Annotated in this window: 18 protein-coding genes; 13 read left to right on the top strand and 5 right to left on the bottom strand. The window is 36.1% G+C overall.

The window, feature by feature from the left end; translation table 11 throughout:
• Positions 1 to 249: 249 nt before the first annotated feature.
• A complete protein-coding gene (locus tag H4J57_RS09235) occupies positions 250 to 870 on the top strand; it encodes a hypothetical protein (protein WP_182173615.1) in 621 nt (206 codons plus the stop codon).
• 497 nt (positions 871 to 1,367) lie between these two features.
• Here H4J57_RS09235 and H4J57_RS09230 read toward each other — a convergent pair whose 3' ends face one another.
• The 3 genes from H4J57_RS09230 to H4J57_RS09220 form a co-directional block, all read right to left on the bottom strand.
• The gene (locus tag H4J57_RS09230; RefSeq protein ID WP_182216728.1) at positions 1,368 to 2,651 is read right to left on the bottom strand and encodes an HlyC/CorC family transporter; all 1,284 of its coding nucleotides are present in this window, start codon (positions 2,649 to 2,651) and stop codon (positions 1,368 to 1,370) included.
• 77 nt (positions 2,652 to 2,728) lie between these two features.
• The gene (locus H4J57_RS09225) at positions 2,729 to 3,529 is read right to left on the bottom strand and encodes a cytochrome c biogenesis protein CcsA (protein WP_182230281.1); all 801 of its coding nucleotides are present in this window, start codon (positions 3,527 to 3,529) and stop codon (positions 2,729 to 2,731) included.
• An 89-nt stretch (positions 3,530 to 3,618) separates the two neighbouring features.
• On the bottom strand, positions 3,619 to 4,725 hold the full coding sequence (locus H4J57_RS09220; RefSeq protein WP_182242584.1) for an SO_0444 family Cu/Zn efflux transporter: 1,107 nt from the start codon (positions 4,723 to 4,725) through the stop codon (positions 3,619 to 3,621).
• A gap of 257 nt (positions 4,726 to 4,982) precedes the next feature.
• Here H4J57_RS09220 and ffh point away from each other — a divergent pair, with 257 nt between their 5' ends.
• The 8 genes from ffh (at position 4,983) to glpD (ending at position 13,520) form a co-directional block, all read left to right on the top strand.
• A complete protein-coding gene (gene ffh, locus H4J57_RS09215) occupies positions 4,983 to 6,374 on the top strand; it encodes a signal recognition particle protein (protein ID WP_070375879.1) in 1,392 nt (463 codons plus the stop codon).
• A 431-nt stretch (positions 6,375 to 6,805) separates the two neighbouring features.
• Entirely contained in the window at positions 6,806 to 7,054 is a 249-nt protein-coding gene (gene rpsP, locus H4J57_RS09210) for a 30S ribosomal protein S16 (RefSeq protein WP_070375880.1), read from the top strand.
• A gap of 26 nt (positions 7,055 to 7,080) precedes the next feature.
• Positions 7,081 to 7,611 carry a ribosome maturation factor RimM gene (gene rimM, locus H4J57_RS09205; RefSeq protein WP_070375881.1) on the top strand — a complete coding sequence of 177 codons (531 nt, stop codon included), beginning with the start codon at positions 7,081 to 7,083 and terminating at the stop codon, positions 7,609 to 7,611.
• Position 7,612: 1 nt separating this feature from the next.
• On the top strand, positions 7,613 to 8,434 hold the full coding sequence (trmD, locus tag H4J57_RS09200) for a tRNA (guanosine(37)-N1)-methyltransferase TrmD (RefSeq protein ID WP_259366829.1): 822 nt from the start codon (positions 7,613 to 7,615) through the stop codon (positions 8,432 to 8,434).
• A gap of 37 nt (positions 8,435 to 8,471) precedes the next feature.
• Positions 8,472 to 8,825: a 50S ribosomal protein L19 gene (rplS, locus tag H4J57_RS09195; RefSeq protein ID WP_070375882.1), complete on the top strand. Its 354-nt coding sequence runs from the start codon at positions 8,472 to 8,474 to the stop codon at positions 8,823 to 8,825.
• A 578-nt stretch (positions 8,826 to 9,403) separates the two neighbouring features.
• Positions 9,404 to 10,069 (top strand): PEP-CTERM sorting domain-containing protein, encoded by a 666-nt coding sequence (locus H4J57_RS09190; protein ID WP_182221882.1) that lies wholly within the window; start codon positions 9,404 to 9,406, stop codon positions 10,067 to 10,069.
• An 896-nt stretch (positions 10,070 to 10,965) separates the two neighbouring features.
• A complete protein-coding gene (locus tag H4J57_RS09185; protein ID WP_182242583.1) occupies positions 10,966 to 11,724 on the top strand; it encodes a DeoR/GlpR family transcriptional regulator in 759 nt (252 codons plus the stop codon).
• A 275-nt stretch (positions 11,725 to 11,999) separates the two neighbouring features.
• A complete protein-coding gene (gene glpD, locus H4J57_RS09180; protein WP_182242582.1) occupies positions 12,000 to 13,520 on the top strand; it encodes a glycerol-3-phosphate dehydrogenase in 1,521 nt (506 codons plus the stop codon).
• A 641-nt stretch (positions 13,521 to 14,161) separates the two neighbouring features.
• Here the strand turns inward: glpD and H4J57_RS09170 are convergent.
• Both H4J57_RS09170 and H4J57_RS09165 read right to left on the bottom strand, forming a co-directional pair.
• A complete protein-coding gene (locus tag H4J57_RS09170; RefSeq protein WP_182242581.1) occupies positions 14,162 to 16,816 on the bottom strand; it encodes a ligand-binding sensor domain-containing diguanylate cyclase in 2,655 nt (884 codons plus the stop codon).
• Complete coding sequence (locus H4J57_RS09165) at positions 16,800 to 17,147, bottom strand: two-component regulator propeller domain-containing protein (protein ID WP_182242580.1); 348 nt, start codon at positions 17,145 to 17,147, stop codon at positions 16,800 to 16,802. Before H4J57_RS09165 ends, H4J57_RS09170 begins: the two co-directional genes overlap by 17 nt.
• Before the next feature lie 521 nt (positions 17,148 to 17,668).
• On the opposite strand from H4J57_RS09165, the gene H4J57_RS09160 reads away from it, so the two are divergent.
• From H4J57_RS09160 to H4J57_RS09145, 4 genes are all read left to right on the top strand, one after another.
• A complete protein-coding gene (locus tag H4J57_RS09160; protein ID WP_182242579.1) occupies positions 17,669 to 18,490 on the top strand; it encodes a carbohydrate porin in 822 nt (273 codons plus the stop codon).
• A gap of 21 nt (positions 18,491 to 18,511) precedes the next feature.
• The gene (locus tag H4J57_RS09155) at positions 18,512 to 18,703 is read left to right on the top strand and encodes a carbohydrate porin (protein WP_182242578.1); all 192 of its coding nucleotides are present in this window, start codon (positions 18,512 to 18,514) and stop codon (positions 18,701 to 18,703) included.
• A gap of 266 nt (positions 18,704 to 18,969) precedes the next feature.
• Positions 18,970 to 21,057 carry an EAL domain-containing protein gene (locus tag H4J57_RS09150; RefSeq protein ID WP_182242577.1) on the top strand — a complete coding sequence of 696 codons (2,088 nt, stop codon included), beginning with the start codon at positions 18,970 to 18,972 and terminating at the stop codon, positions 21,055 to 21,057.
• A gap of 340 nt (positions 21,058 to 21,397) precedes the next feature.
• Positions 21,398 to 22,942, top strand: coding sequence for an EAL domain-containing protein (locus H4J57_RS09145; protein WP_182242576.1), 1,545 nt, complete (start codon positions 21,398 to 21,400; stop codon positions 22,940 to 22,942).
• The last annotated feature ends 60 nt before the right edge of the window (positions 22,943 to 23,002 follow it).

Below are 23,002 nucleotides of genomic sequence, written 5' to 3'. Positions count from 1 at the left end.
ATAAAATTTTACTGAAATTTAGGCAAAAAAAAACGCATTACTTAAAAAAGAATGCGCAATAAAAACATAACTACTAAGGGAGAAACATAAACACTGCTAAGTAAGAGTGGCAGTTCTAGTTTTAGTTCAATAATGTTTCATTTAAAATGAAAAATATTTTTTACACTACTACTCTCACTATTATCTAGTTGGTATAAGGTCGTCTTTCTGGCATGATAACAATATCCAATCCAATAACGTACTGATGTTATGTCGTTTATTAAACCTTTTCTTATTTCATTGTTCAGCATCATACTCCTCTCAAGTTGTGCTACATCACCGCCAAAAAATCCTGAAAATATCTGTGAAATTTTTCGTGAACACCGTGATTGGTATTTTGCTGCCAAAGAAGTGCGTGAGCGTTGGGGAGTGCCTATCCATGTGCCCATGAGTATGATGTTCCAAGAAAGTTCATTTAGAGCCGATGCTTTGCCTCCTAGAGACTATTTACTGGGTTTTATCCCTTGGGGTCGGGTAAGTACTGCTTACGGTTACTCTCAAGCAAAAACGATGACTTGGGATGATTATATTAAAGAAACAGACAATTCTGGCGCCGACCGTGATGACTTTGACGACGCTATCGATTTTATGGGTTGGTTTATATTTAAAACACAGAAAATTAATAAGGTCTCTAAATGGGATGCTTACAACCAATATTTAAATTATCACGAAGGTTGGGGGGGCTTTAAACGTCGCTCTTATAAACAGAAGCCTTGGCTGGCAAAAGTCGCCCGCAAAGTCGATAACCGAGCACGGCGCTACAGTAGCCAATTAAAAAGCTGTGAAGCAGATTTAAATCATGGTTGGTTATGGCGATTATTTTTTGCATAAAGTTTATTTGTCGATATAACTGTAATTAGCTTTGTGAGCATGGTCTTTTATAAAAAGGTCATGCTTTTTAGTTTTAAGGCTAAATTAAAGCCAATGATTGTTCGCCGAGTTACATAACATAAGTAGTGATAACATGTAGCATAAATAGTGCTTATATAATCTCTTTGCAGTAAAAATGCTCGCAAAGGCTTTCGTTTCTTATCATAAAAATTATTGTAAAAAAAACTTCATAAATATTAAAGAAAGGCATTGCATTATTTGAGGGCTGGCTCTTATTGGGCTGCGTTTTGTTATCCACAGAAATTGTGGAAAAATCATTATTAGATCAAGTGGTGTGAATAACTCTGTGAATAACTTTGTGGCTTGCTGCTATTATCCACAAAAGAAGAAATAAGAGCATCTAAAAGTAATTGTTACTATGATAAGGATTTCATAAAAAAAGGCCTTAAAATGATGATTTAAGGCCTTGTGTTATATCTGTGGTGTAACCAAACTTGCTACTTTTCTTTATCATTATCGAGATAAAGTTCAGGAAGGATCCTAACTGTTTTGATCATATTATCTGAGACATCAACAATTTCTAAAGGGTAACCTGCTATACGTACACTTAAATTAGCTTCTGGTATATCTTCTAAATATTCGATAATTAAGCCGTTTAATGTTTTAGGGCCATCGGTAGGGAAATTCCATGTCATTTCTTTATTAATATCCCTTACCGTAGCACTACCATCGACTAAATAACTGCCATCAGGTTGTGCATTAACCTCTTCACTTGTCGTCGGCGTCATCGTTGTTGTAAAGTCACCAACGACTTCTTCCAAAATATCTTCTAGGGTTACTAAACCTTGAATGTCACCATATTCATCGACGACTAAGCCTAATCGTTCTTTGGCATGCTGAAACTTTAATAGTTGCACATTCAGGGTGGTGCCTTCGGGAATAAAATATAATTCTTTTATTGCTCTGATTAAGGTGGTTTTAGTAAATTGATTTTTGAATAAGAGTTTCAATGCATCACGTAGATGAATATAACCGACAACATCATCCATATTGTCTCGATACAATAACACACGGGTATGGTTTGATTGTGCCAGTTGTTTTTGAATCTTTTTCCAGTCATCATTAATATCAATGCCCACTAACTCATTACGTGGGATCATAATATCTTCAACGGTCACTTTCTCTAAATCAAGAATACCGACCAACATATTTTGATCGCGCTCGGGTAACATAGCCCCAGAGTCATTAACAACGGTTCTAAGTTCTTCTGAGCTTAAACTGTGATGAACACGTTGTTCAGAACTAACACCGATTAATAGCAATAAACCGTTAGTGATCCAATTTACAGCAACAACGAAAGGGAACAACAGCTTCAATAAAACAGATAAGACAACTGAGCTTGGAAAAGCGATTTTTTCAGGGTATAACGCCGCTAATGTTTTTGGGGTTACTTCAGAAAATATAAGTACAACAAGTGTTAATGCAATGGTTGCAACCAACACACCCATGTCACCAAATAAACGTAAGCCGATAATAGTGGCAATCGCAGAGGCCGCTATATTAACAAGATTATTGCCAATAAGTATTAAACCAATTAAACGGTCTGGACGCTCTAATAATTTACTGACGCGTTTAGCACCTTGATGATTTTGTTTTTCTAAATGGCGAAGTCGATAGCGGTTAAGCGACATAATGCCAGTTTCAGATCCTGAAAAATAGGCTGATAGAATAATTAGAATGCCAAGAATGGCAAAGAGCATTTCCGTTGATATGTTGTCCAAAAAAGGAACCCTATGTTGTGTTATAGATAGTCATTAAGTACGTTATATACTTATTTAATGACCATTATTTTGATAATTTACAGTAAAATAAATTCTTTAACAAATCGACTACCGAAATATGCCAATGTTAATAAAGCACTACCGGTAACCATTAATATTAATACTCGATGTCCTCGCCAACCCCTATTGTAATGACCCCAGAGTATCGTTGAATAGACCAGTAGGGCTAATATAGACAATATTGTTTTATGTAAGTTTTCGTGTGAGATCATCCCATCTAAAAATAAGAAGCCAATCACTTGGCTGAGTAATAAAAAACTCGTGCCAATACTTAATATAATAAAAAGCTGACCTTCAACTTGCATCAGTGGCGGTAAATGATTGACCGCCGCCAAATTTTTTGTTTTTAATTTAAAATGGATGTAAGCCACTTGAAACGCATAAAGTGTCGCAATAATCAGCGTACAATAAGAGAGCAGTGCAAGCGTTACATGGCTTATTACACTTAATTGGTGATTAATTAAGGGGGCTTGTTCAACACTCGGTATGAATACCATCAAAAATTGCCAAATACCCGCAAAACCATAAATAACTGGTAAGAGTAAATTCACCTTAAAGCGCAAAGCAAATGCAGAGACTGATAAACAAATAATTAAACTGACTAAAGAAATAACGTTAGGCAATGCAAAGTTAATATCCGCTTGAGCAACTAAAAACTGTGCATTACTTAACGTGTGAAGCACCATAGCTAAACAGCCAAAAAATAATACAAAAACTAAATTAGGCCCTTTAGGGTGAAATAAACGTAATAACATTGCAGAAGTTGCTACAGCATAAGCAAAAAATGCAATTAAAGAACAAATATCCGAAAAACTCACAACGTGCTCCCACACAAGAACTTAAAAGTTAGGTATTTATACCTGCAAACGATTCTATCAGAATGCGGGTAATACACCCTATATTAAAACTATAAAACTAATTTTCTTAAAGGCTTTATTGATAAAAAGGCAATTAACCCTGCGCAAGTTAACCCAAACCAAAAGGGTAGTAACTCATGGCTATGTTGCATTTGCTGCGTAATATTAATATCAAAAAACGCCAAGCCCCAATCAAGTAGTAAGCCAAAGCCAATTGCACACGACGAAATACCTAATAAATACCGGATTAAAACACTGCTGCCCATTTCATTTTTAATGACGCCCAATGTTGAAATATTGGTTGCAGGGCCAGCCATCATAAAGACCAACGCCGTGCCAGGAGATATACCGGCTAAAATAAAGCCAGCGGCGACAGGGGTCGATGCAGTGGCACAAATATACATAGGGATTGATATAACGATCATCACTAACATTGCGCCTAAACCACTACCGTAGCTAAGTAAAAAAGATGCGGGTAAAAATGTTTTTATTAACGTGGCAAAAACCAAGCCGACTAATAACCAAATAATGATATCGTCTATCAATTGCGTTGCCGCGTAATGAATACCTGAGGTGGTTTTACTGATAAAGCTTGTAGATTTTGTTGGTGGTACAGTGATTTTTTCACTGGCACAACATGAAGACGTTACATTTTCTGTTGCAAGTACAGGTTCATTAACTATTTTTTTCTTACTTGGACAACAACTAGGTGCATCTTCAGTTGCTGATTTTGGCAGAGTAATATCTTCTTTTTTTATCGTTGAAACCAATAAGCCTGTAATAATAGCAGAAAATATCGCAGTTATTGGACGATAAATAGCAAACACTGGTCCTAATAAAGCATATGAAACAGAAACAGAGTCAACGCCTGTTTCTGGGGTCGCAACTAAGAAGGATGAGGTTGCAGAAGCGGAAGCGCCACTGCGACGTAATTCAGTCGCAACAGGGATAACACCACATGAGCATAAAGGTAAAGGTGCGCCAATGAGTGCGGCTTTAATAATAGCGAGTTTCCCTTCGCCTAAATGTTGACTTAAAATTTTAGTGGGTACCCAAGACTTCATTAAACCAGCGATGAGTAAACCTAATAATAACCAAGGACTTGCTTCAGCACTTAGGGCTAAAAAGTTTGTCAGTAATGCAGATAAATATTCCAAGACAGTCACTATATTAATTATATAAAAGTTAAACCAACCTACAGCTTACCATACTTATATTAAGGTGCATTAGTCGTTATCAAATAACGACGATTTATTTATCTGTTCTGCTGTTCTTTACTCTTGTAGTTAATTGATAAATCTAACGCTAATGAGGATGAAGAAACTGAGAGGATTTGCTATTAATCCTTTCGCTTATTTTATTGGCGGGTATAATATGCAATAATTTTTATATTCAGAACAATATAGAGTCATACATGTTTGAGAATCTTTCCGATCGTTTAACGAAAACGTTAAAAAATATCAGCGGCCGTGGCCGATTAACAGAAGACAACATTAAAGAAACATTACGTGAAGTGCGTATGGCACTTCTTGAAGCGGATGTTGCCTTACCGGTTATTCGTGATTTTATCGCTAAAGTAAAAGAGAGCGCGGTTGGTCAAGATGTCTCTAAAAGTCTTACTCCAGGACAAGTCTTCGTAAAAATTGTTCAAAAAGAACTTGAACACGCTATGGGTGAAGTCAACGAGACCCTTAATTTAAAAGCGGCTCCGCCAGCCATTGTATTAATGGCAGGTTTACAAGGGGCGGGTAAAACAACCTCTGTGGCAAAGTTATCAAAATACTTAACAGAGCGTGAAAAGAAAAAGGTATTAGTCGTCAGTGTCGATGTTTATCGTCCGGCTGCTATTAAACAGCTAGAAACATTAGCAAACGAAATTAATATTGAATTTTTCCCAAGTGATATTTCGCAAAAACCAATAGATATTGCTAATGCTGCTATTGAACATGCTAAAAAGTTTTTATTTGATGTATTAATTGTTGATACTGCGGGTCGTTTACATGTCGATAAAGACATGATGACTGAGATACAAGATCTACACGCGGCTATTAATCCAATAGAAACATTATTCACCGTTGATGCAATGACGGGACAAGATGCGGCAAACACAGCGAAAGCCTTTGGTGACGCTTTACCGTTAACCGGTATCATACTGACCAAAACTGACGGTGACGCTCGAGGCGGTGCTGCGCTTTCTATTCGCCATATTACCGGCAAGCCTATTAAATTTATGGGTGTTGGCGAAAAAATTGAAGCATTAGAACCTTTCCATCCTGACCGTATTGCCTCACGTATTCTTGGTATGGGCGATGTACTTTCTTTAATCGAAGAAGTTGAACAAAAGGTTGATAAGAAGAAAGCTGAGCAATTAGCCAAAAAATTTAAAAGTGGTAAAAGTTTTGATTTAGAAGATTTTCGTGAGCAACTTGTGCAAATGAAAAACATGGGTGGCATGACTAGCATGATGGACAAATTGCCAGGTATGGGCAATATGTCAGATAAAATTAAAGATCAAATGGATGATAAATTAACCTTACGAATGGAAGCTATTATTAGCTCTATGACTAAAGGTGAACGTGAGCGTCCTGATATTATTAAAGGTTCTAGAAAACGTAGAATTGCTGCAGGTTCAGGTACTCAAATTCAAGATGTGAATCGTTTATTAAAACAATTTATGCAAATGCAAAAAATGATGAAAAAAATGTCTGGTAAAGGTGGCATGCAGAAAATGATGCGCTCAATGAAGGGCATGATGCCTCCAGGCGGTGCAGGCGGTGGCCCAGGTGGCGGGATGTTCGGCCGTTAAAGATAACATCATTTATAAAAAATAATGATGCGGTAATACCCTATGGAAAGGCATGATGCCTCCAGGCGGCGGTGCAGGTGGTGGCCCAGGTGGTGGAATGTTCAGCCGTTAAGATAACATCATTTATAAAAAATAATGATGCGGCAATATCCTGTGGAAAGGCATGATGCCTCTAAGCTGCGGTGCAGGCGGTGGCCCAGGTAGCGGGATGTTCGGCCGTTAAGTTAAACAATATTTAATTTCAAAAGGTAGCGTTCGCTACCTTTTTTGCTTTTAGTCTTTAGTCATTTCAGGTTTATCATTAGCACTGGGCGATCTTTATACTTGCTATTTATCCTAGGAAGCGTAAAATACGCGAGCTTTTCTGTCACCTAGGGTGTCAGGAAATGTCTGGAAAATTCGTTTTAACACTTTAAATAATAGAGGGCGATATGGTAACCATTCGTTTAGCTCGTGGCGGCGCCAAAAAGCGTCCATTCTATCAGGTTGTTGTTGCAGATAGCCGTAACTCTCGCGATGGTCGTTTCATCGAGAAAGTTGGCTTTTTTAACCCAACAGCAGAAGGTCAAGCTGAGAAATTACGCTTAGACCTAGACCGTATCAACCATTGGGTTGGTCAGGGTGCTGGTTTATCTGATCGTGTGGCTAAGTTAGTTAAAGACGCTCAAGTAGCAGCTTAATTAATTTAGTAGGTTTAGGAGTTGTTGTGGAAGAAATAAATAAAGAAGTCATCTTAGGTAAAGTAGGCGCAGTTTACGGTATCAAAGGTTGGTTGAAAATTCATTCGTTCACTGATGAAACCGAAGCTATATTAGACTATTTTCCTTGGTCTCTAAAATTAGGGAATAAAATACAATCAGTCGATATATCTGATTGGCGCAAACATAATAACGGACTCGTTGTTCATGTTGCTGGTATTGATGATCGTGATATAGCCCAAAAGCTTGTCGGATCAGAAATATTTGTCAACGAAAGCGCACTAGCAGAATTGCCCGACGGGGAGTTTTACTGGCGCGATTTGATCGGCATGTCTGTTGTTACTGACAAAGGTTACGACCTTGGTCATGTTTCTGAAATTTTAGAAACTGGCGCTAACGATGTACTGGTTGTTAAAGCTAATCGTAATGACGGCTTTGGTCAAAAAGAGCGTTTAATTCCGTATCTTTTTGAACAAGTTGTAAAATCAATTAGTGCTGAAAATAAACAAATTTGTGTTGACTGGGACCCAGGTTTCTAACTTGAGTAATAGTGTTTTAACAAACAAACGATGGTATGGGGTGATAAGCCTTTTTCCTGAAATGTTTGACGCCATTACAGAGTATGGGGTGACAGGCCGAGCGATCCGTAACGGGTTAATTGAATTTCATAAGTGGAATCCAAGAGACTTTACGCACGATAAACATAGAACCGTTGATGACCGTCCTTATGGCGGTGGTCCGGGCATGTTAATGATGGTGCAACCGCTACGTGATGCTATTAAAGCTGCAAAAGATGCTGCGAATTTCGCTGCAGATTCTGCGATAGGTGATAATAGTAGTTCTGATAAAGAACAAGTCAAGGTTATATATTTGTCGCCGCAGGGACGTAAACTCGACCAAGCTGGTGTACGCGAATTAGCACAACATAATAAGCTGCTATTTATAGCAGGGCGTTATGAAGGCATAGACGAACGATTAATTGAGTCGGAAATCGACGAAGAATGGTCTGTCGGTGATTATGTTTTGAGTGGTGGAGAACTCCCCGCAATGAACATGATCGATGCTATAGCACGTTTTGTGCCCGGTGTTTTAGGACATAATCAGTCAGCTGAGCAAGATTCTTTCTCAGAGGGTTTATTAGATTGTCCTCATTACACAAGGCCAGAAGTACTCGACACTTCAATAGAAGCTATGTCGGTACCTAAAGTGCTATTAAGTGGTAATCACGAACACATAAAGCAATGGCGTATGTTTAAGTCACTAGAAAGAACATGGACCAGAAGACCAGAACTATTAACTAACCTAGCTCTGACAGCAGAACAAAAAAAAATGTTAGCTTCTATTAAAGAAAATAATAAATGATTTTGTTGATGCCTGTGAACCCTAGGAAGAAGGTATTATGAGTAACATTATTGATATGCTCGAAAAAGAGCAGATGAAAACAGATTTACCAGCATTCGCACCAGGCGACACTGTTGTTGTACAAGTAAAAGTTACAGAAGGTGATAAATCACGTCTTCAAGCATTTGAAGGTGTAGTTATTGCAATAAAAAGCCGTGGCATCAATTCTGCATTCACTGTTCGTAAAATCTCGAACGGTGTTGGTGTAGAACGTGTATTCCAGACACATAGCCCTATTGTTGACTCTATTGAAGTCAAACGTCGCGGTGATGTACGTCAAGCTAAACTTTACTACTTGCGCGAGCTATCTGGCCGTAAAGCACGTATTAAAGAAAAATTGGCAAAAAGATAATCTCTTTTTAAGCCCGTTTTGCTTTAGCAATACGCATAAAAAAAGCCTGAATAATTCGTTATTCAGGCTTTTTTTGTTTTAGTGTATATTCTGATACAGTAATCTATCTTACTGATTCTGCTGATTGTATTCTTATCCATTCAAGATGACTGACAAGCTATTTACCCGTCGGTTTTAGTTCGACCCTCTCACCGTAGAAGAACGAGTTAAACCCTAGTTTAACGATCATATTACTTGATTGAAGATTTAAAGCTCACTGACATTACTTACTATAGTAATTTATTAACTTAATTGGAAAGTACTAATAGCGAACATAAGTTTTGTCGCCCTTGGTCGGTTTACAATCTAGTTTAGCAGTCTGATGTCATAAAGGTTGGTTAGTCATTTCTCATAATAGTTTACAATTTAATAATGTTATTATTTTATTTTACTCTATGTCGTTGAATTTAGTTATTATTTTCATTGGTATATTTTTTGCAGTAATAAGTGAGTAGAGTGGTTTATTTGCATAATAAAAATTATGTTATTCATTCTGCGAATATTTATTCTACGATTATTTATTATAAGAGGTAAACCCAATGAAATTTAAACTTTTAAAGCAATTAATAATAATGTGCTCTATGGTTGCAGGTGTATATGCCAATGCAGGATTAATAAGTAAAGATTACTCAGCAGCAGCAGATGGATTACTGACTGTCGATACTGTTGGTCAAACTGAGTGGTTAGATGTATCAATTTTTTATGGTATGAACTTAGATGCTCTCCAAGGTTCTAATCAGTGGGCGGCTGATGGGTTTCATTTGGCTACAGACGTAGAATTAATCTCGCTATTTAAAAATGTTGGTATCACACTGGGAGTAGACGGAACCGGTTCTCTAGGATTCGGGCTAGGACTAGGACATTCAACGGCTAGCATAGTAGCTATGCAAGATCTCCATGAAAAATTTGGCGGAGGTCCTGGCGGATTACCCTTAATACAGGGGATACTCGCTGATACGGACAACGATGGTTTAAGCAACTTAGGCGGTTTAAATGCAATATCAAGTATTGCAGCCGTTAATCTAGGTATAGATATTTGGGGAGGAGGTTTCCTAACCAATAACGTTGACGATACTGTAGGAGCATTTTTCGTACGTAGTGTTGACGTTCGTGAGCCATCTACGGTTCCTGAGCCATCGACATTTGCTATTTTTTTATTGGCAATGACAGGTTTTGCATCACGTAAATTTAAAAAACAGTCTTAAAATAGTTTACATCATAATTAATTATCGTCGATTTTAAAAGCTGATAATCCTATATATATCATCAGCTTTTTTATTATCAATAAGCATTTATTCGTTGAATAAATGCCTTATTATAAACTATAAATTCAGACATTTTTTAGCCTAATCATTAGTTAAAAATCATTACTTATTTGACTGATAGGTTTTGATCTAGATAATGCTTTTACTTACTTTGTATGGAGTGTACGGAAATTTTCAGTCGTCATATAAATTATCATAAGTTGTTTTATCTAATTGGAATCGAAATGCCTTTCTCTTTGCTACATATCTGCTAATCCCTCAAGAGAATTATATAACACAGCCCTAGGTCACGCGATATAATCTATATCTGCTATGACTCTTTCGATACCTATAATGTTTTAATGATAACAATAAAGATAGTAGAAGCCTCTCTATAACTGCTGGTATTAAAGCATGGGTAATTTTTAAAAGGGTAAGTGTTTTTTTATTCCGTTCGTGTACATGAATACCAATAACACATTATCTGATGTACTGGTTGCCGCAGTGTAATGTCTTTACCACAGGTTCATTTTGACAATATTCACTATTAAAACTGTCAAAGCTAGCACACGATTTTACAGTGTTGTGAGCGCCATCAACGCTGTCTAAAACAACTTTTGTTATCTAAACAAAGGATAATAAATAATGTTATTTCTATTCAGATAGTGCTTCTAAATTGTCGTCAGTGCTGAAGAATTACAATGCGTTGTTAAATTTTCACTTAAGTTCACTTATGTTCATTTTGTGGTTTATACATAACAACTAAACGATTATATAAAATATTATTAGTTAATTTGTTTGCTTATATCGATGCAGGTGGCAAAATAGCGACATCTAATTCATAAAGTATAAGTTTAATGACACAACAGCAACGACAAGCGTTAATTTTAGAGATGATTAAAAAAAGCGGTTTTGTCAGCATTGATGAACTTGTTGAACACTTTAAGGTGACACCACAAACGGTTCGCCGAGATCTTAATCAGTTAGCTAAAGTACAAAAAATTTCACGTCATCATGGTGGTGCCGGCATTGAATCAAGTACTGTCAATACTGATTATCAAACACGAAAAATTATGGATCTTCAGGCCAAGGAAAAAATTGCTGCTGAGTTAGTGCGCATGATACCCAATGGAGCATCTCTTTTTATCAATATCGGTACAACCACAGAAACCATTGCGCGTGCCTTATTGGATCATAAAAGCCTTCAAGTTGTGACGAATAACTTAAATGTTGCTTCTATACTGGGTGCCAAGGAAGATTTCTCTGTTGTTATTGCTGGTGGCGAAGTTCGCCATAGAGATGGCGGCGTCATAGGTGAAACAACGGAAGACTTCATTAAAAATTTCCGTATGGACTTTGGTATTATTGGCATCAGTGGTATTGATATCGAAGGTTCACTTTTAGATTTTGATTACCGAGAAGTTAGAGTAGCTCAAGCTATTATTGCCAATTCACGGCAAGTGATTTTAGCGGCCGATCACTCAAAATTTGGTCGTAACGCTATGGTACGCTTAGGTAATATTAATCAAGCAGATCACTTTTTTACCGATGCTCCTCCTCCTGATGAAATACAGAAAATCCTTTCAGATCATAACGTCACTTTACATTTAGTTTAATTTATAATCATTATTTATTAGCACTAACTGTTAGCAATATATAGCTCCTTCTCCTAAGGTTTAGTTTAAAGCCTACTTGCTAAATAAATTTTTTATAATCAACAATTCTTTAATTATCAAAAAAGTATAAAGATATGTTCGTTTATGTTCGTAATTTATTGCTTTGTTTTCACATTGGTTGTATTGTTCAGCAAATAATATCAACGTTAAGTAAAGGCAAGCGACAAAATAGTGAGGGCTAAAGTAATTTCCTCTGGTCGCAACTAAGGAACAATATGAAAGATCAAAGCGTTATTTATGATTTACTCGTTATTGGTGGGGGGATCAACGGTACAGGCATTGCTGCCGATGCAACAGGTAGAGGGTTAAATGTTTTACTTTGTGAAATGAATGATCTTGCCTCCTCAACCTCATCAAATAGCAGTAAACTTATTCATGGCGGTTTACGTTATCTCGAGTACTATGAGTTTCGCTTAGTTCGAGAAGGGCTTGCTGAACGTGAGATCTTATTAAAAAATGCGCCCCATATCATATGGCCTTTACGTTTTCGTTTACCTCATCGTAGTCATCTACGCCCTTCTTGGATGATAAGAATTGGCTTGTTTATGTATGATAACTTAGCTAAACGAGCAACATTAAAGGGCTCAAAGGGAATTAAATTTGATAAAAATAGTCCCGTTGTAGATACAATCACTAAGGGATTTGAATACTCTGATGCATGGGTTGATGATGCTCGGATGGTGGTTCTCAATGCCATTGCCGCTAGAGATAAAGGCGCGAATATTATGACGCGTACTCGTTGCTCAGATGCAAAAAGAGTTGGTGATATTTGGGAAGTAACACTCAATGATAATATCACCGGGGGAAAACAGCTTGTTAAAACTAAAGCGTTAGTAAATGCTGCCGGTCCATGGGTAACAAGTATTTTCGATGAAGCATTAAAAAAGCCATCACCTAAAAAAATTCGTTTAATTAAAGGTAGCCACATTATAGTGCCGCGTATTCATAACGAGTCGCAGGCTTATATTTTACAGAATGAAGATAAACGTATTGTCTTTGTTATTCCTTATGAAAATGACTTCTCTTTGATTGGAACAACGGATATAGAGCATATCGGTGATCCCGCGACAGCTTGTATTTCAAAAGAAGAAACTGATTATTTAATCTCGGTAGTTAATGACCATTTTAAACACCAAATATCAAACAAAGATATCATCGCGACTTATTCAGGCGTTAGGCCCTTACTCGATGACGAATCAGATTCGCCTGCAGCGGTAACCCGTGATTATACTTTCGAAGTAGATGCACCTAAGGGAAAAGCGCCTTTGTTATCAGTATTTGGTGGAAAAATTACCACTTACCGTAAATTATCTGAAGCTGCAGTTAATGGAATTATTGATCATTTTCCCGATGCGGGTGAATGTATAACAGCAGATACTGCTTTACCAGGGGGCGATTTTGACAATCAACACAATTTACAAACCAGCTTGCAACACCAATATAGCTGGTTACCCTGTCAAATAATTAAGCGTTATGTTCGCTCTTACGGTACGTTAAGTCATAAAATCTTGGCTGGAATTAACTCACTAGAAGGCATGGGTGAGTATTTTGGTGCCGGTCTTTACCAACGCGAGGTAGAGTACTTAATTCAACAAGAATGGGCTGTTGATCTTGAAGATATTATTTGGCGCAGAAGCAAACTTAGCCTACATTTAACCGCCAAAGAAAAATCTGGATTAGCACATTTTATTGTGACATTTAATTCCAGTAAAAAAGTTACATCTACCAGTGAATGATAACAAATAAAGTCTAGTTATATCCTCCTGTTCTTTGTAAATACAGTACTCGCTTTGACGAGTTTAGTTAGTTAGCTCAGCACTGTATTATCTTTGATAAATGAATAGTAACAATATCAGAGGTGAATGGCTGAACAAGTAATTTGGCTGGGCGCTAGTTGTTGAGCTGACGCCCATCATTAACAATCAGGAAGCGCTTATTACGTCTGTGCAACAAGATATAAAAGATATGGGTACAGGAACAGAACTCGTATCAACCACTTTTGGTACCAACGACGAAACACTTGAGGGGGTATTTACAGCACAATAAATTATTTAACCATAGCGATAGGTAAAACCTTAACGCTTGATGGTAAAGGTATCGATGGCTCTTGGATTTTTAATATCGCCAACTATCTAACTATCTAACTTTCTCTGCAAACTCAACAGTGATATTGAAAGATGTTACCGATAACAGCACCATTATCTGGAATGTTCTTGGCGACAAAACCGGCTCAGCAGTTTACACAACCAGCGCTGAGGCTAGAGGTTATATTAATAATCATTTATTCTAGAATACCGCTAAGAAGACCAGTCTAATAAGTATGAAAATTAAGATGCAAGACAATTAATTCACTACTATATCAATAACAAGGTTCAAGTTACTCTGGTGTTGAGGCATTGCGAATTTCAAACTTTTCTAACATTTTTTTACTTAAAATGGGGCTGTAATAGTTAACGTTATTTCTACCTGAATTTTTAGCTGCATACATGGCAATATCGGCATTTTTAAGTAACGTTTTACTGTCATCTCCGTCATGAGGAAATTTGGCGACACCAATACTTGCTGAACTTTTAACCCGTTGATCATCAATATGATACAAAGCACTAATACGTTTGTGCATTCTTTCAACTATATGCGCAAGGCCATCATCATCAGGGGAGGTAATAATGATAATGGCAAATTCGTCACCGCCTAAGCGAGCTAAAAGGTCGTGAGCTCTTAAGCATGATTGCAATCGTTTACCTATTTGAATAATCAACTGATCACCTGCGTCGTGGCCCAAGGTATCGTTAACTTCTTTAAAATGGTCGATATCTACAAAGACAATGGCAAAATAACTGTCCTTTTTAGCAACTAATTCGTTTAATTTTTGGTTTAAATAATAGCGATTAGCCAATCCTGTTAAGGCGTCGTAGTTTGCTCGTTGATGCAGCTCTATCAACTTTTGTTTTTTAAACATGATATAACGAATTGAAACAGCAAGCGTAATAAGTGATAACACCATAAAGAGGTAGTACCAAATGGGCATGGCAACTTTGATCATCATTGTCGATTGATCTCGACTCCATACGCCATCACTGTTTGTTCCTTGGACAACAAACTGATAACTGCCCGGATCTAAATTAGTGTATTGAACAAAATTAGTATTCTCACTGTAAACCCAATCACTATCAAAACCTTTAAGCTGATATCGGTAATGGTTGTTTTTAGGTGCTGTATAATCAAGCGAAGCAAAATAAATTTGAATATTGGGGTTTTCACCATCGAGAACCAAGCTTTCAGAAAATGTTTTATCACTGACTATTACCGTGCTCTTATTGGCAACTAGGATCTCAGTTATTTGGATCGGGGGGTTAAAGTTATTTTGCGATAACTTATCTGTTTCAACACGAATTAAGCCTTTGTTGGTCCCTAATAGTAAGGTGTTATCAACGATGGCAATAGCCGCTTCAATGAAGTTAAAATTTTTGTCCAAGAGTAAAGACTTATACTGAGTTACTTGCTGAGTATAAATGTTATACATGTAGAGTTCATTACTGGTAGTAAACCAAAGTCGACTCTCTCCTTGAGCGACAACTGATTTTAATTGACCGTTGAAAAGGTCATTTTTTTTGATCATTGTTTTAATATTAACAGTGCGTTTATCAGGCCCCGAAAAAGATAAACGAACCAGCCCACCGCCTTGTGTGCTTGCCCAAATATCTCCAGATGCTAGACGAATTATGCCACTGACCCTGACATTTGCGCCGTTAATACCAAGATTGTATTGGGTTGATGCGCCAGTGTTAAGGTCGACTTTAAATATACCGTCAGTAGTTCCCATCCACATAGCGCCATTATCGTCGATAAGCGTTTGATAGGTAAAATTCCCTTCATCGTAATATTTATTATTTTCGGTATTGAGAAATTGTTTATTGATGCCCTTTTCTTGATCAAACAATAGTAATCCAACGTTTATATAGCCTGTTATCCATATAGCCATCTCATTGTTTTTATCTTGGGTGAGTGTATAAAATTCGTTACTTGGAAAGCCTTGTGAATTGCCATTAGCATTATCAAAGTGATTTAATGTATTGGCTTGATGATTGAATAAGCTAATACCTTGATCAGATGATAACCACATGAGTTCATTATTTATGAGAGAAATATTCCAAATGCTATCATGAGAAAATTTATATTGAGTCAGGCCATCTAAATTTATATGGCTAATTTCACTGGTCTCTAAGTTGAGGGTATTAAGCCCTTGTCCGGTGGCTAACCATGCTATATTTTTATCGATGACTATGTGGTTAATTAAATTACTTGAAAGACCTTTGTTGTCAGCTTTTCTAGGGTATATATAGCTTGCGCTCGTATATGGACTATAGGTGGCTATACCATTGTCGGTTGAGATCCATGCCATGCCTGAACGATCAAAAAATATGTGGGTGATCATATTAGAAGGAAGGCTTGAAAGAGAAAAGGGTTGATTTTTAATATGTTGATAAGTATTCGTTTGTGGTGTAAATATTGTTATTCCTTTATAGGCATGGCCAATCCACAAATCACCTTGCTCGCTCAAAGACAAAGCATAAATGCTGTTATCGGCAAGGCTATTAATATTATTTGGCGTATGCTTAAAGTTTTTAACCGCTTTCGTCTTAGGGTTGTATGAAATAAGACCGTCTGCTTCACTACCCATCCAAAGTATGCCTTGGTTATCAGTAACGGCAGTCATCGTTACTTTACCAAGAAGTGTTGTGTGCTCGGCATTATCGGTCACTACTGCTTGTAAAATCATTTGCTCTCTATTTAATAAAGCGAGACCGTTAGATGTTATCGTATATATCTGTCCCAGTTTATCTTCTACCATAGAGTAAATAGTGACAAGGTACTTATTACCATCTGAAAAGTAAGGTATAAATTGAAAGTTATCCTTTATTTTATTGTATAGGTTTAGTCCGCTACCTGTGCCAATCCATAACTCGTTTTGATGATTAACATGCAGAGATACAGTCCAGTTTGAATATAAACTATTAGGATTTTTTAGCATCTTGTAAGTAAATGACAACACTACCATCAGGACGAATTTTATTTAGCCCATGTTCGCTTGTTAACCAAATATTACCGTCATTGTCTTCTACTATGTTAGTAATAAAATTGTGGCTTATGTGCCGTGGACTACCTGGAGAGAACTTGTAATGCTCAAATCCTTTACCATCAAAACGACTAACTCCAGCATCTGTTGCCAGCCAAATAAAGCCATTGCTTTGTTGAAATGTTTGATTGATATTTAGTGAAGGAAGGCCATCTTGAACATTGAGTAACGTAAAACGATATTGTTGAGCGAGAGCAGGCAGTGAAACAAAAAAAATATTAGCCAATAAAATCAATAGAATGATTTTATTAATTAATTGTCTTAAAAATAACTTATAAATAGCAATAATACGTCTCGTTATCTATCATCAGAAATACTGGGTTATATTTACTTAATTACTACAGTAAAAGTGGCTAAGTACGAAATTACGTTGTCCCTGATAATAACAGGATTTTTCGGTCAAGCTTGTTACTATAGTTTTTAATCTGATGACTTATTTGTAGTAATAGGGTTAACAGCTTTTTTAACAAACAATGAGTTGCAGCACACCTTAAGTTAATTCAATGGCACTACGAATAAACACCAAGAAAACCTTAGCAAATTTTCTATATATTGCAACTATGTACTATAACTTGCTTGATCTAAACAGTAATTTTACCTTTTTAACTGCTATATAGCGTTAGATCGTTATTTAGATAAAGGTATAGTTTCGCTAGTCGTTTCATTAATTGCACGTTACCCATTAGTTAATTTGTGTATAATTTAAAAAATTAATGTAAGTCTGTTTAAAATACGAGTATCAGAACTGTGCTAAAAAAAACGTTAAATAAAATTTCTTCAATAACACTCTTTTTTATTACAATTGCTACAACCGAGGTTGAAGCGTTAGAAACTATATTTAATGCAGATATTACTGTCGACAGTTCTTTTATTGATAATAATACTTTTTCTAAAAATGTAATACGCGGTCTGCTCAATGTTGGCTTTGAAACAAATCTAACTAACCTTATTGGCAAGCAAAGTTATATTTCAGTAGGGTATGCTGTACAACGTGGTGAACAAGGTTCTGATATTGCTATTGATATTCAAGGGTTTAGTAATATTGATGAACAAGACTTTAACCATGCATATGAAGTTATTTTTGCGGTAAAACTCAACAAAAAATTATTTATTAAGCTAGGACAGATGGACGCCAATAGTGATTTTGCCTTCACAGAATATGGTCTGGAATTTATTAACTCTTCTATGGGGGTGAGTCCAACAATTCAAGGTCTTCCCACCTATCCTCAGCCAAGTATAGGCATTTATAGCCAATATAAGTTGAATTCAGCGATAACAACTCGACTTGGTTATTACGAAAGTAGTGCTAAGTATAATCACTTTGATGATTTTTTCTCTATTGCCGAAGTGCAGTGGCACTACCAAGGTAATAGTTCGGTGAAATTGGGTGCTTGGAATCATTCATATCTTGAAAGTAGCGATCGAATATCAGCAAGCTCAACAGATATCTATATCGTTGCTGATCATTATTTTAATGAAAAATTTAGTGCTTTTATGCAATGGGGACAAGCAAAGAAAAAAGTCGTTGCTGTAGATCAGCATTTTAGTATTGGCGTTAATTACCAATGACTTTTCAGTGAAGAAGATACCTTGGGCCTAGGGTTCACCCAAGCGGATGTTGTTGGAGCGGATAGTGAGCAAGTTACTGAGTTATTTTATCTATTTCCAATAAATGACAAAATAAATATCAAACCTGATCTTCAATTTATTTCATCACCTTCTGGAGACAAATCAGTAAGTGATTTACTCATCTTTACTTTACGCTTAACCGCCCAATTTTAGGGGAGATAAATAACCACAAGAAATCGTTTATTTATCGACATGCTTTTTCTCTTACCAGTTAAACATCTTCTTAATATTTCAGATTTACCCTAAGGTTACTTTTGAATAATTTTAATCCTAGTGGATTTTGCTATAAACAGACTGTTGTTCTAATATTATATAGCTATTAATACATTGATAGCGCTCAAATTTAATTATGTTTTAGCTGTCAAATCGACAGTTGACGTCTATTATAAAATAGAAGGAACTTTTGGATTTAGCTTAATATGATATCAAACAATGTTAACAAAATAGCGCTCCAACAATACGTGATTAATGATTCACTGCACCAATTATTTGATGCAGTGAATGTTGTTTCTGTGCAAGGATATGATGAAAATAGGCGAGTCATTTATTGGAATATAGGCAGTGAGTTACTTTACGGTTTTACCCAGGAAGAAGCTCGCGGACAAAAATTAGAAGACTTAATTATCCCCGCCGCTATGCGTGATTCAGTTGTTGCGGCACACAATGATTGGATAAACAAAGATATAAAAATTCCTACTGCAGAGATCATCTTGTCTCATAAAAATGGCAATGATATTAATGTCCTTTCAAGTCATGTAATGTTTACTAATCAATATAATAAAAAACAAATGTACTGTATTGATGTCAATTTAGCTGATGTTAAGTATGCACAGTCGCAAGCGCTATTCAAAGACCATATGCTTAAAACCATTATTGATGCTATCCCTGATTTATTCTTCTTAATGGAAGTCGATGGGACCATTATCGATTATCGTGCAAGCGAACAAAAAAAACTTTTCGTTTCACCAGCGCACTTTATTGGCCAACGTATGACAGATTTATTACCTAGTGAGGTCGTTAAAAAATTTGAAACTCATTTGGCTAAAATACAACAGCAAGAAGAGATGATAACTTTCGAATATGAGCTAAATATGCCTTATGGATTAGCATATTTTGAAGCTAGAATGAGCTATTTGGCAAAATATAACCAAATAGTAACTATTATTCGGGATATTAGCGAACAGTACAAGTCTGCTGAAATAATTCGCAACCAAGCTTATTTTGATACCTTAACTTTATTACCTAACCGGTTTTTATCACTCGACCGTTTATCACAAATGCTGATTGAAGCCGAAAGAAATAATGAGAAAATAGCCGTCCTTTTTCTTGATTTAGACGATTTCAAGAAAGTTAATGACTCATTGGGTCATGAAATGGGTGATAAAATACTGATCAAATCGGCAAAGCGCTTAAATAACGTTGTTCGAAAAGAAGATACGGTTGGCCGCTTAGGAGGGGATGAATTTATTGTACTGTTGCGCGGTATTACCTGCCATCATGATGCAACAATTATTGCTGAAAATTTACTCCAAGCCTTTAGAGAACCTTTTAATATTGATAGCAGAGAATTAATACTTACCTTAAGTATTGGTGTTGTTGTATACCCTGAAAATGGCTGCACTAGCTCTGATCTACTGCGTAATGCTGACACCGCAATGTATGAAGCAAAATCTTTAGGTCGCAATACGTATTCATTTTTTACTAAAGAAATGAATATTGTGATGTTGCGCCGTTTTGAAATTGAAGAACAAATGCATGGCGCACTAGAACGTAATGAATTTGAGCTATATTATCAGCCTCAATTAGATGTCAAAAGTGGCAATGTCATTGGTGTTGAAGCACTGTTGCGATGGCATAATTCTGTTTTAGGTAATATCGCGCCAGTTGAATTTATTCCTATTGCCGAACACACCGGCCTTATTGTGCCGATTGGGCGGTTTGTTATTAAACAAGCATTAAGCTTTTTAAATGTATGGCAAAAACAAGATCATAAAACATACACTATGGCTGTGAATATATCACCTCGGCAATTTAGAGATGTTGAGTTACTCACTTTTATTAAAAACTGTCTTGATGAGGAAGTGATTAATGCGAGCAGTTTTGAAATTGAAATTACTGAAGGGGTGTTAATGAGTGGTCAATCTTATATTCATGACGCCTTAATTGAAGTTGAAAAACTAGGTATAAAACTATCAATGGACGACTTTGGTACTGGGTATTCATCATTAAGTTATTTAAGAGAATATGCCTTTGATGTGCTCAAAATAGATAGAAGCTTTATTCAAGGGATCACAATAAATAAGGCTGATTGTCAGTTAGTTAAAACTATTATTGTTATGGCTCATAGCTTAGGTATGACTGTTGTTGCCGAAGGCGTTGAAACTCAGTCACAGCTTGCTTTACTAGCAGAGTTAGATTGTGATTTAGTGCAAGGATATTATTTTAGCCGACCAAAACCAGCCGAGCAATTACTTGATTTTTCAGCTCACTTCAAACCCAAAACGTAACATGATTGCTAACGTTTACAACTCTGTTATTAGCAGAGTGAACACCACCGCAACAGGCATTCTTTTGTGGGGCTATTTAGCAATACCGTTAACCAGTATCAATTAAGCACTTTAATTTTACGCTACTAATCTGTAATACTTTCATTAATAGGCTAATATCTTAATGAAGTGCTCGCCACAAAGAAGCCTCAATTGATTAAAAATACCTACTGACTTGCCAAGGGGCAATTATAGCGATGACTAATCACTTGAGCGCTAGTATTATCATAAAAATTGACCTATAACTAAATATTAAAATGATTATTATCATTACGTTATAAATTGAGTTGGGGCTGTGTATATGCAAAGAATGGGTTCAATTACCAAGTATTTGGCATTTTTAAGTGGGATAATTTTTAGTTTAACGGTGATATTTTATAGCTACTCCTACATCTTAAAAAGTCAGCTTTTAGAGCAAGGAGAATATATACTTAGCGATTTAATGGATACCACAGCTTATGGATATGACGTTATTGAGTCATTAAATAACCAAAACTTTACTTATTGCTCTGATGAAAATTTATTAGCAATGCGAAAATCTCAATTTGAATCAAATGACATTAGGGACATAGGCTTCCTCAAAAATGGCGTATTGACCTGTACCACAGGAATTGGCATCTTAAAAACACCCATTAAGGGACCTAGCTATGACTTTATGCTGGACGGCCATGAATTCTGGTTTAACCATAAGTTGATCACTTTCGATAGAAAGGTACAAGGTATTGTTATTCGTAAGGACAATTATAATTTAGTCGCATCATTTCAAGGTGTTTTGTATGAACACAGAAAATTTAAAAACTATGAACTGCTAGCACTCAAAGGTGAAGAAATTATTCATCTTTTTGGTGAACCTGGAATATATCAAAAAAAATCAACAAGTAGTCAGCCTTATTTTAGCTCAGGATTACTATCGCACTCTTTTGAATTTTGTGGCCCTAAAGGATTAATCTGTGTGGCTATTGTGCAAAAAAACTTTTCAGAATTCCAACTTGCACCTGTTTTATTAATTTTAATGTTTATTTCTTTGATTTCAGGTGTGGCAACTTTACATGCTTATCAATCGATTTATAGTTACATTTATAGTACCAAAAGAAGAATAAAATTAGCCTTATCTTTTAAAAGTATTAAGCCACATTATCAGGCTATTGTTGAGTTACAAACGGGTAAGGTTATTGGCTGTGAATTACTGGCTCGATTTGAAGACCATATTGGTCCGCTTTACCCTGATCAATTTATTTCAGTGGTGGCTGAATTAGATATGTCTTGGTCGATGACGGAAGACCTTATCTTGCAAGCCATTGACGATTTTAAAGATATTAAGATTATCAATGAACCCTTTTATCTTTCCATTAATGTTTATCCTAAAGATATCAATAACGGTAATATCCTCAAAGGAGTCGAACTGTTTAAAAATATAACACCGAATCTTGAAGTTTGCTTTGAGGTAACAGAAGATGAAGAGTTACATTACAGCAAAGTGGGCAATACCTTAGAAGTACTGTCAAAAAGTCGTATTAAAATTTCTATTGATGACTTTGGCACAGGTTACTCTAATCTATCTCAATTAAAGCTGTTAGATATTGATACCTTAAAAGTTGATAAGTCATTTATTGATGAAGTTGAGACAGGCTCAATTAGATCAACCCTAATACCAAATATTGTTTCAATAGCGGATAAGTTAGGCGCGAGTATTATTGCTGAAGGTATTGAAAATAGATTACAAGTAGACGAATTACTGAAAATGGATATTAAATTTGGTCAAGGTTGGTATTACACTAAAGCTTTACCATTAGCAGAATTTAAACATTATTTGATCAATAATAGTGACTACAAATTTGATCAGTAAACCTAGGTGATTCTTGGTTTTATAACCGCTAATTTATAGTCTTACCGATTAAGCATATTG

This window comes from Colwellia sp. BRX8-7 (genome assembly GCF_014077275.1).
Lineage (GTDB): Bacteria > Pseudomonadota > Gammaproteobacteria > Enterobacterales > Alteromonadaceae > Colwellia_A.
This window is presented reverse-complemented; position numbering and strand designations above follow the sequence as displayed.